Genomic DNA, 18,267 nt, shown 5'->3' on the forward strand with positions numbered 1-18,267 from the left:
CAGAAGGTAAAAAGAAGATGATTGCCGAGATCTTCGCCAGAAAAATCCTGGACGGCGATAATAGCTTGTTTGACGACACAACCTCTTCCAAACAAGCTGCCTCAACATAAGTTGCTTGATTTACACGCGAAATAAATGCGCAGGGGTGTGTCAGGCTGACTTTGCCAGCAGGTTTTACGACAGCTGCGCAGCCGAACTCAGCGTTTGGCTGATGTTACAGTGCGTGGCTTCAGCAACATTCTGCGAAAGTTTCCCTCCTATCCGACCGGACTCCACGACTACCCTTCAAAAACCCGCAGGAAGCGGCTCCCGTCATCTCAAGGAACGACCATGTCCCTCTCCATCGTCCACAGCCGCGCCCAGATTGGCGTGGATGCGCCCGCTGTCACCGTTGAAGTCCACCTGGCCAATGGTTTGCCGTCGCTGACGATGGTCGGTCTGCCCGAGGCGGCGGTTAAGGAAAGCAAGGACCGGGTGCGTAGCGCGATCATCAATTCGGGGCTGCAGTTTCCGGCGCGGCGTATCACGTTGAATCTGGCGCCGGCGGATTTACCCAAGGATGGCGGGCGGTTCGATCTGGCGATTGCCCTGGGAATTCTCTCGGCCAGTGTGCAGGTGCCTACGTTGACGCTCGATGATGCGGAATGCCTTGGGGAGTTGGCGTTATCAGGTGCCGTGCGGGCGGTTCGTGGGGTCTTGCCAGCGGCGCTGGCAGCGCGCAAGGCCGGGCGCTGGTTGATGGTGCCGCGAGCTAACGCTGAAGAGGCGTGCCTGGCCTCGGGACTGAAAGTAATTGCGGTGGATCATCTGCTTGAGGCCGTTGCGCATTTCAATGGGCATACACCGATTGAGCCTTATGTCTCCAATGGCCTGCTCTACGCCAGCAAACCCTACCCCGACTTGAATGAAGTGCAGGGGCAACTCGCGGCCAAGCGTGCGCTGCTGATCGCTGCCGCTGGTGCTCACAACCTGTTGTTCAGCGGGCCGCCGGGAACGGGGAAAACCCTGTTGGCGAGCCGCTTGCCGGGATTGCTGCCGCCGCTCGCCGAAAATGAAGCGCTGGAAGTGGCGGCGATTCAGTCGGTCGTCAGTTGCTCGCCGTTGAGCCATTGGCCGCAGCGGCCGTTTCGCCAACCGCATCACTCGGCGTCCGGCCCCGCGCTGGTGGGGGGCGGCTCGAAACCGCAGCCCGGTGAAATCACCCTCGCCCACCACGGTGTGCTGTTCCTCGATGAGCTCCCGGAGTTTGATCGCAAGGTATTGGAGGTGTTGAGAGAGCCACTGGAATCCGGCCACATCGTGATCTCCCGTGCCAAGGACCGCGTACGCTTCCCGGCGCGCTTTCAACTGGTCGCAGCGATGAATCCCTGCCCCTGTGGATATCTTGGCGAGCCGAGCGGCCGTTGCTCCTGTACGCCGGACATGGTTCAGCGCTATCGCAACAAATTGTCGGGGCCGCTGCTGGATCGTATCGATCTGCACCTGACGGTTGCTCGCGAAGCCACGGCGTTAAATCCTGCGTTGAAACCCGGCGACGATACTGCCACCGCCGCCGAGTTGGTTGCCGATGCAAGAGAACGGCAACAAAAGCGCCAAGGCTGTGCCAATGCATTCCTCGATTTGCCGGGCCTGCGCAGACACTGCAAGTTATCCACAGTTGACGAAACCTGGCTGGAAACGGCGTGTGAACGGCTGACCTTGTCGCTGCGAGCGGCCCATCGACTGCTCAAGGTTGCTCGCACCTTGGCGGACCTTGAGCAAGTCGATGGCATCACCCGTGAACACTTGGCCGAGGCTCTGCAATATCGGCCGGCAACACTCTAGTCAGCATCACACCTTCTTGAGGTCAACCAACGGCGTCTGCCGCACCTCAGTCTCCCGCCCACCCTGAATCTCGCTCACCTGTTTCAAGGCCTTATCCACAGCCGCCTTATCCGCCAACAAGCTGTAGCTGATGCGGAACTGCTTGTGTTCCTTCGGCCCAATCGTCGGCACCAGGTTCAATGGGCGCTGATACCGGCGGTTGTAGGAAAAACTCGTCCCCGGTTCCAGCCCCGTGACATAGCCCTGCCCCTGGGTATCGGTGTTTTTCCACAGGGAGAACACGGGCAGTGTTTGAGTATTGAAGCCGACCGAAACGCCCAGGCTGCCGGCCTTGTTATGTAACACGGTCAACGTATCGCCCTTGGCATCGGCATACGGCACCACGTTGTAAACCGTCTCGTCGTAGTCCTTGGTCGGTGCGCGGTAGGTTTGCCAGTCCGGCAGATCGCCTTTGGCTTTGTCGTTGAACGGTGAGACCTGTTTCACCGGCGCGGCGAAGCGGGCGCCCTGTTCCAGGAACGGCGTGCTGAAGTTGCTGTGATACAGCGCCTGGTATTCCTTCGGATAGTCACCGTTGTTGGTCAGGGTGTCGTTGAGGGCGAACGTTACGCTGCCGGGTTCGGTGACCAATTCGGTCGCCACGGAGAAGTCGACTTTCTTGAACGCCTGCTCTTTCAGCTCGCCACGCAGGCTGATGGCGTATGGCGGTTTTTCATCGATGTGCAGGGTGACTTTGTTGGCCGGAATGTTGGCGGCGCGGCCGTGCAGGGTCAGCAGTTCACCGTTGTCCATGCCGGGATGGCCGACCCATTCGTAGCCGCAGCGGGTGACCAGCTCATTGAAACCTTCCAGCCAGCCCAAGCCACCGCGACCATTGAGTTCGATGAAGGACGGGTTGACCACTTCCTTGACCGGCGAATCCCAGCCCATGCGCACATTGCCGACCGAGGCCTGCAAGACGTTCATGCCGCGAGTCGGCACCACCGAGAGTTTCATCTTGCCGTTATCGATGTCGACGATGCTGACGCCCTCTTGCCGACCGCCGTGCAAGGTACGAAGTGTCACGGAGAAGGGTTGGTCGGTTTTCACACCGAGTTGCTGGCTGGTGATCTGCCAGTTTTGCGCGGCCTTGTCGCTGTCGAGCAGGACGTAATCCCAGGCCATGGCGTGGGAGGCGGACAGCGCGCCAAGGACAACGAGGAGTTTGAGCGGGGACATGGGGAAAGCCTTTCTTGGAGTTGTGCATTTTTTATAGCGCTGATGAAACGATTCAGCAAGCATAAAAAAGCTTACGCCCGAGCCTTCCCAAGCTAATTAAATTTGACCTTATGCAACCTCCGCACGCTTACGTTAGTCTCATAAGGTTTAAACCTCCGGCAGATTGACGGCGATATCATTATGACACTAATGTCGCCCGCTAAATGCAGGAGCAAGTACAGACACATTTGTCTGTCATTTTTGCGCAACGGATCGTATGGAGTTTGAATGCGCGGGGCACTATTACGCAGCGGTAAGAGCGGGTCATTCACTGCCCTCGGCGAAACAGGTCAACCGGTCTACCGAGCAGCCCTGCAATTGCGCGAAGCCATTCGCCGCAAGAACCCCGAGTTGGTCGATCATCTGGCCATCCCTCAAAGCGATGAACTCGGGAACCAGATCGATTGGTACAGCGCTCTCGACGGCGATGTGATTCCGTGGAGCAGCGCGACCGAAGAAGAACGTGCCCCTGCCCGCCGCCAGCTTGAAGCGCTGAAGACCGCGCTCGAAGAATTGAGCCAGCGTTTCCTGGGTACGGACTCCGCCGAACAGCCGCAAGGCGACAAAGCCGTGTTCGGTAAGCTACTTAAGCGCGTGATTCATTTCCCGGACGAAAACTTCGTCTACCTGGTGCAAGGCAAACCGGTGCTGACTTTCTGGGGTTTCGAGCATGCCGGCACCGGCAATGGCGATCCCCTGCACTGCCTCTATCAGGTACCACCCGCGTTCACGCTGCCACCCGAGGTCGAAGCGCCTGTTGTTCCGCCCGTTGTGCCGGTGGTTGCTCGTCCGTGGTGGCGTCGTTGGTGGTGGCTGTTGCTGCTGCCGCTCCTGCTGCTGCTTTTGTGGCTGTTGCTCGGCCTGCGAGGGTGCGTACCGATTCCGTTGGTGGCGGTAGATTTGCTGCCTGACGGCGTTGTGCCAGTAGAAAAACAACTGGAAGAGCCGCCACTGACCGGAAATGTCACGACACTCAACAACGTTCCGGTGACAGGCACCGTTATAGGCTCGACCACTGGAACCGGCACCGCCGTGACTGGAACGCATGGTGTGGAAACGCCGGCCGTCGAGGGTAACGAGGCTGACATGGCACCCGCCGACTTGACCAAAGACCCGGCCATAGACCCGGCAGCTGAAAACAAAACTGAGCCACCAGAAAACAAAACCGCGCCGCCGGATGTCACATCGCCCGAGGCAGAAAAACCCGCCGCTGCCAAACCCGGCCCGCCCCTGAGCATCCCGCCAGACGCCGCCGACGGTGCCGCCAAGTTTCTCGATGGACAGTACAGCGCAGGCGCCGGGATTCAGGATCGCCGAACCGGCAAACCGCTACGTCTGGAGTACCAACTCAAGGACGGTAAGGGCCAAGTCACCGTACATCAGGCCGACGGCTCGAAATGCAGCGGGCCGGTGAGCGCTACTATGAAGGGTGGCAGCCTGGCCATCGACAGCCAGGGCCAGGCCGTTTGCGGCGATGGCAGCACTTACGACATGCCCAAGGTCAGCTGCCGCCCAGGGGCGACCACGATCGCAGACTGCACCGGTGGTTACGGAAAAGAACAATTCCCCATGTCCATGCGGCAAGTGGCCGAATAAAAACGGAATAACCCGACATGTTGCCTGAAGTCACTCAATTCGAAGACACCGTCACACTGGTCAGCGACACCGGCATCCAGTTCATGGATTTCGCCCTGCGCCTGGATCCCCGCAAGGAACCGGCGGGCGAGTTCGCACCGATGATCAGCGGGCTGATCTGCCGCCTGGCGTACAACGAAGAGAAAGACTTCTTTTTCTACGAACCCGAACCGGAAAAGGTCGAAAAAGCCAAACCTGCGTTCAGCGTCGACATGAAAAGCAGCCTCGATTTGCTCGACGGTATCTGGCTGCCGATCCCGTTTTTCCGCTTCATGCCGCCGCATCGCTTCGACGAAGGTCCGACCAACTGGTCGCGCATGCGTTTGGTGAAATTGGCAACTCCTGACATCGACGGTAATACCCACCGCCTGACGATGGCGTTCGACAGCCGTGTGATGCCCAAACGTGACGGCACTGCCTATCTGGCGCCGAACGATGAAGACATCAGCTCCGGCGTGTCTTTCAAACTGGCGACCAAGGCTAGCGAAACCCGCTGGTTCCTGGCGCAGCCGTGGGTCAACGAGTGGTTGCTGGAAGTGTTCAATGAGGGCAATGCCCACCGTTCGCGCGCAGAGCTGGACATCGATATTCGCGCCAACCATCACCTGGCGCACTACCTCAACTTGCTCAGCCTGTTGAGCAAACCGTCAGCCGCCCAGGAGTCGAAGGCCCGGGCGAAAGTTGAAATCCCCGAGCTGAAAGTGGTCGCAAACGACAGCAATGGCCTGGTCAAACCCATACCGGTGGACCTGGTGCTGGACGTCGGCAACTCGCGCACCTGCGGCATCCTGATCGAAAATCACGGTCAGGCCGGCTCCGGACTGAAGCAGAATTATGTGCTGGAACTGCGTGACCTGATCACCCCGGAACACACCTATAACCTGCCGTTTGAAAGCCGCGTGGAGTTCTCCCAGGCGTACTTCGGCAAGGACCACTGCTCGGTCAAGAGCGGTCGCCACGATGCGTTCCAATGGGCGACGATTGCCCGTGTCGGCAATGAGGCCAGTCGTCTGGCCAGTCGTCGTCGCGGCACCGAAGGCTCCACTGGCCTGTCCAGCCCGAAACGCTATCTGTGGGACGAAAACGCCTATGGCCACGGCTGGCGTTTCAACTGCTCGTATATAAAGACCGACAATGAGCCGTACGCCACCGCCGCGCCGTTCTCGCACCTGATCAACGAAACCGGCGAGGCGCTTTACAGCCTCGAAGAAGACGATCGTCTGCCGGTGTTCATGCCGCGTTACTCACGCAGCTCGCTAATGACCTTCATGCTCGCCGAAGTACTGGCCCAGGCGCTGTCGCAAATCAACAGCCCGGCCCAGCGTTCGCGCCAGGGTCACACCCGCGTGCCGCGCCAGCTCAACAGCATTACCCTGACTGTGCCACCGGGCATGCCACAGGCCGAGCGCAGCATCCTCAACGAACGCATGCTGCAAGCCATCGGCCTGGTGTGGAAAAGCCTCGGCTGGCATGCCGGCGAGGAAGATCCACATCAGGATCAGGCCGTCAGCCCGCGCACGCCGATCCCGAGTATCCGCGTGGAATGGGACGAAGCGTCCTGCGGCCAGTTGGTGTACCTGTACACTGAGGTCAACGAGAACTTCGCCGGTCACCCGGAAGAGTTTTTTGACACCATCGCCCGGCCGGACAAGGTCGACCGCCAACGCATCACCCTCGCGACCATCGACATCGGCGGTGGCACCACCGACCTGGTGATCACCGACTATCGCCTCGACCGTGCGGGCAATACCGGCAGCGGCAGCAACGTGCACATCGTGCCGGAACAGCGTTTTCGCGATGGCTTCAAAGTGGCCGGCGACGACATCCTGCTGGACGTGATCCAGGACTTCATCCTGCCGAGTTTCGAAAAAGCCTTGCAGAACGCCGGCGTAAAGGCCCCGAACTCACTGATGTCACGGCTGTGTGGCGATGAATCGGTCAGCGCCCAGGACATGATCTTGCGTCAACAATTGAACCTCCAGGTGTTCGCCCCGCTGGGCCTGGCGCTGCTCAAGGCGTATGAGCATTACGATCCGCAGGTCCCGCAAGAAGTCATCCCGCAAAGCTACCGCCAATTGCTCGGTGACAATGCCATCAGCCAGACCGTACTCGACTACGTCAATGTCGCCGTGCGTCGCGATGTCGGCGCTCAGAGCGGTTTCGACCTGTATGACGCGCCGATCAGCTTCGACCTGCAAAAGCTCCATGCCGCGTTTCTCAACGACCAGATCAACATCACCAAGATCCTTGGTGCGCTGTGTGAAGTGGTCGCGCATTACCCCTGTGATGTCTTGCTGCTGACCGGCCGCCCTTCGCGCCTGCCCGGCATCCAGGCGTTCATTCGCAAGCTGTTGCCGCTGCCACCGGGGCGTATTCTGGCGCTGCAAAACTACCGCACCGGCGGCTGGTATCCGTTTCACAAGAACGGCCGGATCGACGACCCGAAAAGCACCGCCTCGGTCGGCGCCATGCTCTGCCTGTTGTGCGCCAACCACAGCGTGCCGAACTTCTACTTCCGGGCATCGGCGCTCAAGCCGTATTCAACGGTCAAGCACATCGGCGTCATCGATCTGAACAACGTGATCAAGGATGCCGACGTGCTGTACCGCGACATCCAGTCCGAAGACTACAAAATCAAGCTACCGGAAATTGGCGTTGGCGACGCCGCCGACACACCGCAGCTGGAAATGCGCGGCGACCTGCGCCTCGGTTTCCGCCAGTTGGCCGCTGACCGCTGGGCCGCTTCGCCGTTGTATACCTTGCGGTTCACCAAGGCGGGTCGGGAGAAGTTTTCCCGGGCAACCGGTGAAAACGGCAGCGCCCCGCTGCTCAAGGTGCGGTTCGAGGTCAAACCGGCGGACAAGTACACGCGCAAGCAGGATCTGGTCAGCGACCGCCTCTCGGTTCGCGACATCGAATCCAACAGTAACAACGTCAACTTCAACCCGCGCAGCGACCTCGAGCTGGAACTCAACACCATGCTCGACGCCGGCCTGAGCGAGACCAAGTACTGGCTCGACAGTGGAAGTGTGAAACGCAAATGAAAGACCTGACCCCCGATCAAACTCAGCTCTCTGCCAGTTGGGCCGCTGTTTATGAAGGCGCCGGTCAGGCGCTGGACTGGATTGACCAGACGCGCGGCAATGCGCCGCGCCTGGACAGCGAAGCCGACAACCTGAACATCCGCCTGCACCGCGCCCGCAACCTGGCTCAAAGCCTCGGTCGCGTGGCCTGCACGCCGATGACCATTGGCTTTTTCGGCTTGTCCCAGGCCGGCAAGTCCTACCTGATTTCGGCCCTCGCCGCCGGTCAGAACGGTAAGCTGGAAACCGAGTTCGGCGATCATCGCCTGGACTTCATCAAGCACATCAACCCGGTGGGTGGTGGCAAGGAAGCCACCGGCCTGGTAACGCGCTTCAGCCGTCGGGCGACGGAAAGTCAGGACAAGGACTTCCCGGTAGAACTTACGTTGTTCAAGGAAATCGAGCTGGCGAAGATTCTCGCCAACGCCTGGTTCAAGGATTTCGACCTTGAGCGGATTTCCTACGAGATCGACGAGGAGCGCATCCAGCGCGTGCTCAAACCGTTCGAAGGTCGCGAAACCGGGCCGCTGCAAACGGGCGTCAACGCCGACGATCTGGTGTCGCTGTGGGATTACCTGCGCGACAATTTTCGCAACTCGGTGAAGAAGCTTGAGCACCTGTTCTGGCCCAAAGCGTTGCAGCTGGCGCCACGCCTGAATTTCCAGGAACGGGCCGAGCTGTTTTCGATCCTCTGGGGTGAACAAAGCGAGTTGACACGCGTGTACCAGAAACTGGCCGGCGCGCTGCACAAGCTGGGGCTGCCCGAGACCGTGTTCGCACCGTTGAAGGCCTTGGTGAGTTTCGACAACGACACCTACAGCCAGCGCGACAGCATCATGAACGTCGACATCCTCGAACGCTTCGGCAGCCCGCTGGACTTACCGATCGAGGTTCGACCGCTGGTTGGCGATCGCCTGCAAAACAGTCAGGCGATTGCGGTCGCGCAACTGGCGGCACTGACCGCCGAAATGACCTTCCGCCTGATCGAAGCGCCGGTGGATGACATCGTCAATCAGGTCGACCTGCTGGATTTCCCCGGTTATCGCGGGCGCCAGAAACTGCACGAGATCGCCGATTCCAACGACCCGCAATCCAGTACCAAGGACAACTCCGTTTCCCAGCTGATCCTGCGCGGCAAGGTCGCCTACCTGTTCGAACGCTACACCGACAACCAGGAAATGAACGCACTGGTGGTCTGCACCAGTTCGACCAAGCAGAGCGACGTCAACGACGTGGGTCCGGTGCTGACCCGCTGGATCGAAAAAACCCAGGGCGCCGACTCGGCTGCTCGCAGCAAGCGCGATACCGGCCTGATCTGGGCGCTGACCATGCTCGACCTGCGCATTACCAACTCCCTGAGTCTGACACCCGATCAGTACGACGAGAGCTGGAACGGCATGGTCAAGCTGACCATGCTGGAGCGTTTCGGTAGCCTGAGCTGGATGAACGACTGGGCCGGTACACCGTTCCAGAACACCTACCTGGTGCGCAAGCCGCGTATGGATGCGGCGTTCATCGGGCAAGACGCAACCGGTGCGGAAACCGGCCTCAATGCCATTTATCAGGAACGTGTCAGCGCGCTGGGCACCAGCTTCGCCAGCAACGCTCTGGTGTGCAAACACATCAAGAATCCGGTCAACGCCTGGACAGAAATGCTGCGCAACGATGACGGTGGCATCAGCCACTTCAGCGGCAGTTTCAAAGGCGTGGCCAATATCGAATTTAAATTGCAGCGTATCCGCGAGCAATTGAGCGAATGCCTCGAAGGCCTGACCACTCACGGTCTGAGCACCTGGTACCACGCTGACGACGACGGCGCCGCAGCCGCCAAGAAAGCCAAAGCGCAAATGATTCTGACGGGCTTGGGCCGTCGCCCGGCGGTACTTGGTGAATTGATCGATCAACTCGACATACCGAGCGAAGAGGTGCGCGACCTGTACCTCAGCGGCGTGTACGAAACCGATGACGAGCCGGCCGTGAACGACGAGCCGGTCACCCCGACACCGAGCCAGAGCCTCTACGGCAATGACACCGGTTTCAATTTCGATTTCAGTGACGACCCGGGCCACGACGCGCCAGTCAGCAGCAAAACCGGCACCCCGGCGCCCGAACCGCAAAGCAACGAGCACCGTTTCGCCAAAGCAGCGTTCAAGGCCTGGATCGCGCACTTGCGTGAACTGACCACCCGGCAAAGCCTGCTCAACCTGCTGGGGCTGGAAAAGGCCTTGCTGGAAGCGGTGGTCGATGAACTGATCACCGCCGGCTATCGCCAGGATTTGCCGGGGCAACTGAGCCGCGCCGTCCTCAAGCGCGCACAAAGTGGCGCGCGGCGCGATCAACTGGTTGAGCGCCAGGTGCTGGAAGTGCAGCGCGTGCTGCGCGATTTCGTGTCCTGGTTCGGCTACCTCCAGAAACCGGTGAGCGAGCGTCCGAACAGCCGCGCCGGTGCCAAGGAGCCCTTGTTTTCGTTCTACACCGACATTGGCCCTGGACAAGTGCCTGTACTGCCGGCGCAACCGGCGAATCAGGCGCAACGGTATCTAGGCGACTGGCTTTCGGGCCTGGCCTACATCACGCAGGACAATGCTGGCCATGGTGCTGGACGTGAAATCACCCCTGAACAGAACGAACGGCTGGGCCAAGTGCTCACAGCCTTCGCAGCGAGATAAGCAATGCCAATTCGTGTCGACCTGCTCGCGTTAGAGCCCAATGTGCCTGGCCAGGCCCGCCTCACTGTGAAGAAATGGCAGGGTGACGAGGAACAGCTGGAGTTTTCCATTCAGCGCAACCAGGACGGTTTTTACCTTCAGGACCACAAGGCCTGGAGCAACAATCCATTCTGGTTCAAGGTCTCGCGTTTCAACCTCGCGGCCAACGGCGAAGCTTTGGAAACCCAGGTCGGACCGGACGTGGTTGACCCACTGCTGGAAGGCGGCGCCAACTCGCAATTCCAGATCGAACTGCGTGAACAGAGCCAAGGCCACGCCGACAAAGGCGTGGTTCGGCCAGGCGTCGGCTTGCTGCCGTCCACGGCCGGCGGCCAGACACGCTCGACTTACGGCGGTGCCGAACTGACGGCGCCGAGCGCACCGGCACCGGAGATCCCGGAGATCCCGGATTTGCCTGAACTGACCCTGTCCACCGCCGAGCCAGAAGTGGAGTTGGAATCGGTACTCACCGAGCGCGCCTATACGCCGCCTCCCGCACCGGTGAAGAAAAGCAACAAAGGTCTGATCGGCCTGTTGATTGTGGTGTTGTTGCTGGCGGCGGGCGCCGGATTCTGGTTCTACAAACGCACCCCAGCGCCTGCGGTTGCAGCCACTGCCAGCGCACCTGCCGGCGCCAATGCTCAAGCCTGCACCCTCGACAGTATGAACAGCCTGCCCGAGTTGACCTTCGTCCAGACCTGCATCAAGGCGGCACCCGACAGTGCCAGGTTGTTGGAGATCATCGACCAGGCCAAGGCCAGTAAACACTGCGGCGTCGCCCAGCGCCTGTACGCCAACCGTGCCCAGGCTGGTGACGTGCTGATCGCCAACGCCTATGCCCGTGAATACGACCCTAAATACCTGAAGGCCAGCGAGTGCTTCCCGGCTGCGGACAACGCCACCGCCGCCTACTGGTATGAAACCATCCTCACCCAGGACCCGAACAATGCCGAAGCCAAGCAGCGTTTCGAGGAGTTGCAGAAGTGATGCGTTCACCCATGAGTCGACTCCTGCTGAGCGGTGCCGCCTTGCTCGCGCTGTGCATCAGCCCGCTGTCCCAGGCCGATGACAAACCGCTGATCCAGGCCGGTAAAAAGACCCTGTTCCAACGCGTGCTGACCACACCGGGCTGCAAAATCAGCTCGACGGCGGGCGGTGCCGAAGGTGAAGCACAACCGGTCTTCAGCCGCTTCTATGTGTACGAACGTGCGCAAGCGAACAATGCCGAATGGCTGAAAGTCGGTCCCGACAGTTATGGCAAAACCATTGGCTGGCTGCCTGCCAGCTGCACCACCGACTGGAAGATGCAGCTGACGCTGGCCTTCACTAACCCGGCCAACCGCGACCGGCTGCTGTTCTTCAAGGACCGCGCCACCGTCGAAGGCATCCTCGATGCACCGGACCCGGTCAGCAAAGTCGCGCCGCTGCGGGCCACGCTGAAAAAGGGCCTGCAAGCACCGGGCGTACTGGCTGAAGAACCTGAATACTTCGTCGACCTGCAAAAGCAGTTCTACCTGCTGCCGGTGCTCAGTGGCGAAGAAGTCATGACCGAAAGCGGTTTCCGCACGCGCCTGCTCAATGTGGCCTCCGTCAGCAAGCCGGATGACAAGAACGCCAAGGGCGGGGCTGCAAACAGCCCTGCCGGCAGCAAGGAAGCCGAAGAGAAAAAGGCCAACCAGCTGAAGGAATTCAGCGCGGCCGTGGTATTTGTCATCGACTCGACGATCTCGATGGACCCCTATATCGACCGCACCCGCGAGGCGATCCGCAAGGTTTACCAGAAGATCGAAGCGCAGAACCTCGGCAAGCAGGTCAAGTTCGGCCTGGTGGCTTTCCGCTCCAACACCCAGGCAGTACCGGGGCTGGAATACACCACCAAGATGTACGCCGACCCTACTAAGGTGAAAGACAGCGCCGACTTTTTCGCCAGGATCAAAGACCTCAAACAGGCTAACGTGTCGAGCAGCAGCTTCGATGAAGACTCGTTTGCCGGGGTCATGGAGAGCATCGACAAGGTCGACTGGAGCCAGTTCGGCGCACGCTACGTGGTGCTGATCACCGATGCGGGCGCCATCGAAGGCGACGACAAGCTGTCGAAGACCGGCTTGAGCGCTGCACAGGTACGTATCGAAGCCGCCAACCCGGGTGTGGCGATTTACACGCTGCACCTGAAAACCCCGGCCGGTGCCAAGGACCATGCCAAGGCCGAGGCGCAATACCGGAATCTGTCGACCTACCCGGGTACCAACACTTCGCTGTACTACCCGGTAAACGCAGGCGATGTGCAAGAATTCGGGCGCAAGGTCGACACACTGGCCGCAGCGATCACTACACAAGTCAAAGCCGCCTACATGGGCGAAGACGCCATCGGCAGCGCGGCGAACGCCAAGCAGGACCCGGCCGAGAAAAAAATGCTCGAAGACGCGGCGCTGATCGGCCACGCCATGCAACTCGCCTATCTCGGCGAGAGGACCAACAGCAAGGCCCCGCCAGTGTTCAAGGCATGGATCACCGACCGCGACCTGATCAAGCAGAACATTCCGACCACCGACGTGCGGGTGCTGCTGACCAAGTCACAGCTCAGCGACTTGAGCGACGTGATGAAGCAGATTCTCGATGCCGCCAACGAGGGCCTGATTTCGCCAACGGACATGTTCAATCGCCTGCGCTCGGTGGCGGCGACCATGGGCGCCGATCCCAATCAGCTCAAACAGAACAGCAATGCCAAACTGGCGGACATGGGCGTGCTCGGTGAATACCTTGAAGACCTGCCTTATCAGAGTGAAGTGCTGAACCTGGATGAAGAGACCTGGAAGAGCTGGGATGGTCTGGCACAAGAAAAATTCATCCGCACGTTGAACACCAAACTGCGGCATTACCAGCGTTACAACGCCGATGTCGACCGTTGGGTAGCCTTAGCCAAAGACAGCGATGCGCGGGACAACGTCTACCCCGTCCCGCTGGAAATGATGCCCTGACGAGACGCCGATGCTCGAAATCAAGAACATGCTGGTGCGCCGTGGAGAAGGCGCACAGGCTCATCACGTGCGACTGCCGCACCTGCGGATCGGCGCCGGAGAAATCCTCGCCGTCACAGGTGAGAGCGGCAGCGGCAAAAGCACGTTGCTCGAAGCCATCGGTCTGTTGCTCGCACCGGTAGAACTCGAGCGCTTCCGGCTGGGCCCGACGCACGCTCAGGATATCGCCCAACTGCTGGCCACTGACGATCAGCCTGCGCTTGCAGCGGTGCGTTCACGGCACTTGGGATTCATTTTGCAGAGCGGCGGCTTGCTGCCGTTCCTGAGCGTGAGAGACAACATCAGCCTGCCGCGCCGTTTGCTCGGGATGCAGGCGAAGAGCGATCACATCGACCACGCCGTTGACGTATTGCGCCTGCAAGGCTTGTTGGACAAACAACCCCAGGCCTTGTCGATTGGCGAGCGCCAGCGCGTCGCCTGCGTTCGGGCAATTGCCCATGAACCGCTGCTGCTGTTGGCCGACGAGCCGACCGCCGCGCTCGACCCTCACAGTGCCCGGCGATTGTTTGAGTTACTCCTGAGCCTGGTGTCGAGCATGGGCCTGAGTGCGCTCGTTGTATCCCATGACTGGGCCCTGCTGAAGGATTTCGGGTTGCCGCGACTCGGTGCTATCAACCATCTGGGAGAGACTCTGTTTGAACCGATGGACTGATCGCTTGCGCCTGCTGGGCTCACTGGCACTGCAAGACCTCTGGCACGACCGCAAGGTCTCGCTGTGTATCGCCGCTTCCCTGGTGGCGGTGATCGCGCCGTTGTTGTTGCTGTTCGGGCTCAAACACGGGGTGGTCAGCCAGCTGCAGGACGAACTGCTGCGCGACCCGCGCAACCTTGAAGTGAAGATGCTCAGCAACGGTAACTACGACGCAGCCTGGATCGAGCGTTTGCGCCTGCGCCCCGAGACCGGCTTTGCCCTCGGCCAGACCCGCTCGCTCAATACCCAGGCGGACCTGCTGATCGGCATGCAACGCTTTGTCGAAGGCGCGGAAATCATCGCCACCGAGCCCGGCGACCCACAGCTGAATCTGGCGTCCCTCAACCCCGTCGGCAATCAGGTGATCCTCAGCGCCAGCGCAGCGCAACGCTTGCAGGCCAAGGCCGGCGACAGCGTGCAGCTACGGGCCTTGCGCCGCCTGGAAGGTGTCAATGAACGCGGCGAGATGACGCTGACGGTACTGGCCGTGCTCGACGGTGCCCGCTTCGGTCGCGCTGCCGGGTTTGTCGCCCCGCCGCTGCTGCTGGCTCTGGAGCGCTTTCGCGACGGTTATCAGGTCAGTGAGTTCGGCGTTACCACCGGCAAGCCTCAGGATAATCTGCAGCCGCTGTATGCCCGCGCCCGCGTGTATGCGCGCGACATCGATCAAGTCGCACCGCTGGAACACTGGCTCAACGAACAACACATCGAAACGTCGAGCCGACTGGCCGACATCGACAACGTCAAAGCCATCAACCATGTGCTGGGGTTGATCTTCGGTGTGATCGCCATCGCGGCGCTGATCGGCTGCGTGGCGTCCATGGTTGGCGCGTTCCTGGCCAACATCGATCGTAAACGCAAAAGCCTGGCGGTCCTGCGTCTGCTGGGCTTCAAGCGCAGGTCCATCGGCGGTTTCGTGGTCCTGCAAGCGCTGGTGCTGAGTTTGGCCGGCTACGTGGGCGGGCTGGGGTTTTATACCGTGGGCAGTCATTTGTTCGACTCCCTGCTCGGCAGCAGCCAGGCCACCGGTACCTTCGTTTGCCACATCACGGTCTGGCACGGCGTTGCCGCCCTGCTCCTGACCTTTCTGGTCGCTGCCCTGGTGGCCATGATCGGCGCGCTGAGAGCCATCAACATCCAACCTGCGGAGAGTCTGCGTGAGCTATAAACGTTTTGGCTTGCTGTTACCCCTGAGCCTCGGCTACTTGCTCGACGCCTCGGCGGCGGGCTGGGAAGAGAAGTATTACAACCCGATGCCCGAGGCTGGCGACGTCGTGCTGCCGATGCCCTGCGAAGGTTCGATGGTGTTTCGCAAAGTGTTCATTCCGGTCGCAGGTCCCTTGGATGACTACCCGATCAACATCGGTCAGGACGGCGCGGAATACGGCTATGTCGAGCAGACCCGCCCGACCTTTATCGCCGGCAGTTTTACCGGGGCCAGGAACGACAAGTCCCGCTACTACCTGATGGCCAAGTACGAGATGAGTCAGTTGCAATACGCCGCGCTGACCGAAGCGACCTGCCCCACCGCTGCCACCAAAATGCGCTTGCCGCAAACGGCGGTGAGCTGGGTGCAAGCCATCGACGCCGCCGACAAGTACAACCTGTGGCTGCGCAAAAACGCCGCCGGCAAGCTGCCAAAGGAAGACGGCGCCCTGGGATTCCTGCGCCTGCCGACCGAGGTCGAGTGGGAGTTCGCCGCGCGCGGCGGGCTGGAAGTCGGTGCCGCTGAATTCCGCGACACGCACTACCCGATGCCAGAAGGCATCAACGCCTACGAGTGGTTCGCCGGGGCGCAATCGTCCAACGGCAAAGTGCAATTGACCGGCCTGCAAAAGCCCAACCCACTGGGCCTGCATGACATGCTCGGTAACGTCGACGAAATGATGTTCGAGCCGTTTCGCCTGAACAAACTCGACCGCCAGCACGGTCAGGCCGGCGGCTATGTCGTCCGTGGCGGCAACTACCTGACCGCACAGGCCGACCTGCGTACGGCATTGCGTAAGGAAGAGCCGTATTACAACGCCGAAGGCCAGGTGAAAAACAAGACCACCGGCCTGCGACTGGTGCTGGTCTCCCCGACCCTAACCTCTCGCGAACGGGTCGCCAGCATCGAAAGCAGCTGGAAGAAACTCGGCACCGGCAGCAAGGAAACCGAATCCGCCGACAAAGGCACCGTACAATCGCTGAACAGCCTCGCCTCGGGTGTCGAAGACAAAGCGCTCAAGGAAAAGCTCCAGGCCCTGGAGAACCAGCTGCGCGCCAGCAACCAGCAGCAGGAAGAAACCCGCGACCAGGCGATCCGCGCCAGCCTCAACCTGGGTGCGTTCCTGTGCACCAAGATGCTCGACGACGGCCAGTACGTCGACTTCCTGCAAAAGAACTACAAGCTCAACTGCGAAAGCGCAGACAAAGATGCCAGTTGCGACATGCGTAAAGGCAAGCTCAACGAGCAAAAGGATCGCCTGCACAAACTCAGCCGCTACTACGCCAGCAGCCTGGTGGAATCGGCTACCTTGTACGGCCAGCCACTGCTTGAATCGCAAGTCCCGGTGATGGAAGAAATCATCACCCGCAACAAACAGCTGCAAGACCTCAAACCTTACTTGCGCACCCACTGGGCCAATCAGAAGGCGTTCCTGCAAAAGCAGAAAATCGACACTGAAGCCTGGCTGACCAGCTGCAAAACCGTCACTCAATAACAACGCGTCAACACCGTTACGTAGGAGTTTCACCATGTCGCGCAGCCTTTGGACTCGCTTCAAGCTACAGATCGCTTTCGTAGTCGCCGGCAGCCTGCTAATGAGCGGTTGCGCCAACACCGGCAGCTCCATGTTGGGCGAAGGCGAAGGCGACGGTGCCGACCCGCGCCTGACCCAGGGCAATGACGCAGAGTTCTTCAGCAAGTCCGGTTACCAGGCCTGCGCCGTCGGCGCCGGTGTCGGCATCCTCGCTTGCGCGCTGTCCAACAGCAGCAACAAAACCGTGTGCGTCATCGCCGCCGGTATTACCGCGTGTGGCGTGGCCATGGGCGCGAACTATTACCTGGATCAACGTCGCGCCCAATACGCCGACACCACCACCCGCTTGGCGAAGATGAACAGCGACGTCGAACAAGACACGCAGAACGTGATCGCCCGGACTGCGACCGCTCAGCAAGTGATCAATGATGACAATGCGCAAATTGCCCAGATCAAAAAGGACATCGCCAACAAGAAAGTCGACAAGAGCAGGGCTCAGGCGCAAATCGCCGGGATCGACTCGGACATCGCACGCCTGCGCAAAGACCTTGCCAACATGCGTACCAAGGTCACCGAGTACAGAAAAGTGGCAGACGCCGAGCGTTCGCAAGGCTCCAGCGCCGAGATCCGACAGGTGGACATGAACATTCAGAGAATGAACCAGAAAGTCGTCAGCCTGCAGAAGGAAGTCGACGCTCTGTACAGCCAACGCTCCGCAATCACCCTGGGTTAAGCACATGACGCTACGACAACTAATGGTCATCACTGCCGTCCTGGCCCTGAGCGGTTGCGCGACCCCGCCCGGCGAATGCGATGCAACCAATCGCGACAGCAGCCTGCTAACCAAGATGAACTGTGACTACTCCGGTGGTTACAGCGATCAGGTCAAGCAGAAGGAACTGGCCCTGAGCGAGTCCCGACAGCAAAACGCAATGTTCCGTCAGGTGTACGAGAACATTCAGGCCCAGCAGCTCAGCACCAAGACCGATCTGGCCAGCCAGCAGAAATCCCAGGCGGCGCTGAATCAGTCGCTGGCGCAACTGCTGACCTCGCTCAAGGCTCGGCGTGGCAATGAGGCCCAGGTGCAGAAGCAGATTGCCGACCTCGAGAAGCAGCTCAAGGCTTCGCAAGCGGTGCCAACGGCCAAATCAACACCCGCGACACTGGCGGCCAAGCAGCAAGAGCTGAAAACGTTGCAGAAGAAGGTCAATCAGCTGCAATTCAGCCTCGGCTACGAAGAGTAACTTTTCACCCCGCAAGCGTCCCGATGGATGCCTGCACTTTTTCAGG

Annotated in this window: 12 protein-coding genes; 11 read left to right on the top strand and 1 reads right to left on the bottom strand. The window is 60.2% G+C overall.

Annotated elements, in window-relative coordinates; genetic code table 11:
- The first annotated feature begins 330 nt into the window (after positions 1-330).
- Positions 331-1,824, top strand: a complete 1,494-nt coding sequence (locus KGB20_RS08825; RefSeq protein ID WP_154860904.1) for a YifB family Mg chelatase-like AAA ATPase — start codon at positions 331-333, stop codon at positions 1,822-1,824.
- 6 nt (positions 1,825-1,830) lie between these two features.
- Here KGB20_RS08825 and KGB20_RS08830 read toward each other — a convergent pair whose 3' ends face one another.
- On the bottom strand, positions 1,831-3,042 hold the full coding sequence (locus KGB20_RS08830; protein WP_154909808.1) for an aldose 1-epimerase family protein: 1,212 nt from the start codon (positions 3,040-3,042) through the stop codon (positions 1,831-1,833).
- A 267-nt stretch (positions 3,043-3,309) separates the two neighbouring features.
- Between KGB20_RS08830 and KGB20_RS08835 the strand changes: the two genes are divergently transcribed.
- Genes KGB20_RS08835 through KGB20_RS08880 form a run of 10 tightly spaced genes read left to right on the top strand, consistent with a single transcriptional unit; the run spans position 3,310 to position 18,221 of the window.
- The gene (locus tag KGB20_RS08835) at positions 3,310-4,677 is read left to right on the top strand and encodes an SrfA family protein (RefSeq protein ID WP_154909806.1); all 1,368 of its coding nucleotides are present in this window, start codon (positions 3,310-3,312) and stop codon (positions 4,675-4,677) included.
- A gap of 17 nt (positions 4,678-4,694) precedes the next feature.
- Entirely contained in the window at positions 4,695-7,760 is a 3,066-nt protein-coding gene (locus KGB20_RS08840) for a virulence factor SrfB (protein WP_102669372.1), read from the top strand.
- Positions 7,757-10,468 carry a putative virulence factor gene (locus tag KGB20_RS08845; RefSeq protein WP_154909805.1) on the top strand — a complete coding sequence of 904 codons (2,712 nt, stop codon included), beginning with the start codon at positions 7,757-7,759 and terminating at the stop codon, positions 10,466-10,468. Before KGB20_RS08840 ends, KGB20_RS08845 begins: the two co-directional genes overlap by 4 nt.
- A gap of 3 nt (positions 10,469-10,471) precedes the next feature.
- A complete protein-coding gene (locus tag KGB20_RS08850) occupies positions 10,472-11,494 on the top strand; it encodes a hypothetical protein (RefSeq protein ID WP_154909803.1) in 1,023 nt (340 codons plus the stop codon).
- 11 nt (positions 11,495-11,505) lie between these two features.
- Positions 11,506-13,485, top strand: coding sequence for a vWA domain-containing protein (locus tag KGB20_RS08855; RefSeq protein ID WP_057716539.1), 1,980 nt, complete (start codon positions 11,506-11,508; stop codon positions 13,483-13,485).
- 10 nt (positions 13,486-13,495) lie between these two features.
- Positions 13,496-14,197, top strand: coding sequence for an ABC transporter ATP-binding protein (locus KGB20_RS08860; protein WP_090452130.1), 702 nt, complete (start codon positions 13,496-13,498; stop codon positions 14,195-14,197).
- Positions 14,181-15,404 carry an ABC transporter permease gene (locus KGB20_RS08865; RefSeq protein ID WP_154909799.1) on the top strand — a complete coding sequence of 408 codons (1,224 nt, stop codon included), beginning with the start codon at positions 14,181-14,183 and terminating at the stop codon, positions 15,402-15,404. Before KGB20_RS08860 ends, KGB20_RS08865 begins: the two co-directional genes overlap by 17 nt.
- A complete protein-coding gene (locus KGB20_RS08870) occupies positions 15,394-16,938 on the top strand; it encodes an SUMF1/EgtB/PvdO family nonheme iron enzyme (RefSeq protein WP_154860898.1) in 1,545 nt (514 codons plus the stop codon). Before KGB20_RS08865 ends, KGB20_RS08870 begins: the two co-directional genes overlap by 11 nt.
- 34 nt (positions 16,939-16,972) lie before the next feature.
- A complete protein-coding gene (locus KGB20_RS08875) occupies positions 16,973-17,710 on the top strand; it encodes a hypothetical protein (protein ID WP_154909797.1) in 738 nt (245 codons plus the stop codon).
- A gap of 4 nt (positions 17,711-17,714) precedes the next feature.
- Complete coding sequence (locus tag KGB20_RS08880) at positions 17,715-18,221, top strand: hypothetical protein (protein WP_154909796.1); 507 nt, start codon at positions 17,715-17,717, stop codon at positions 18,219-18,221.
- The last annotated feature ends 46 nt before the right edge of the window (positions 18,222-18,267 follow it).

Source organism: Pseudomonas sp. BF-R-30, assembly GCF_019956175.1.
Lineage (GTDB): Bacteria > Pseudomonadota > Gammaproteobacteria > Pseudomonadales > Pseudomonadaceae > Aquipseudomonas > Aquipseudomonas jessenii.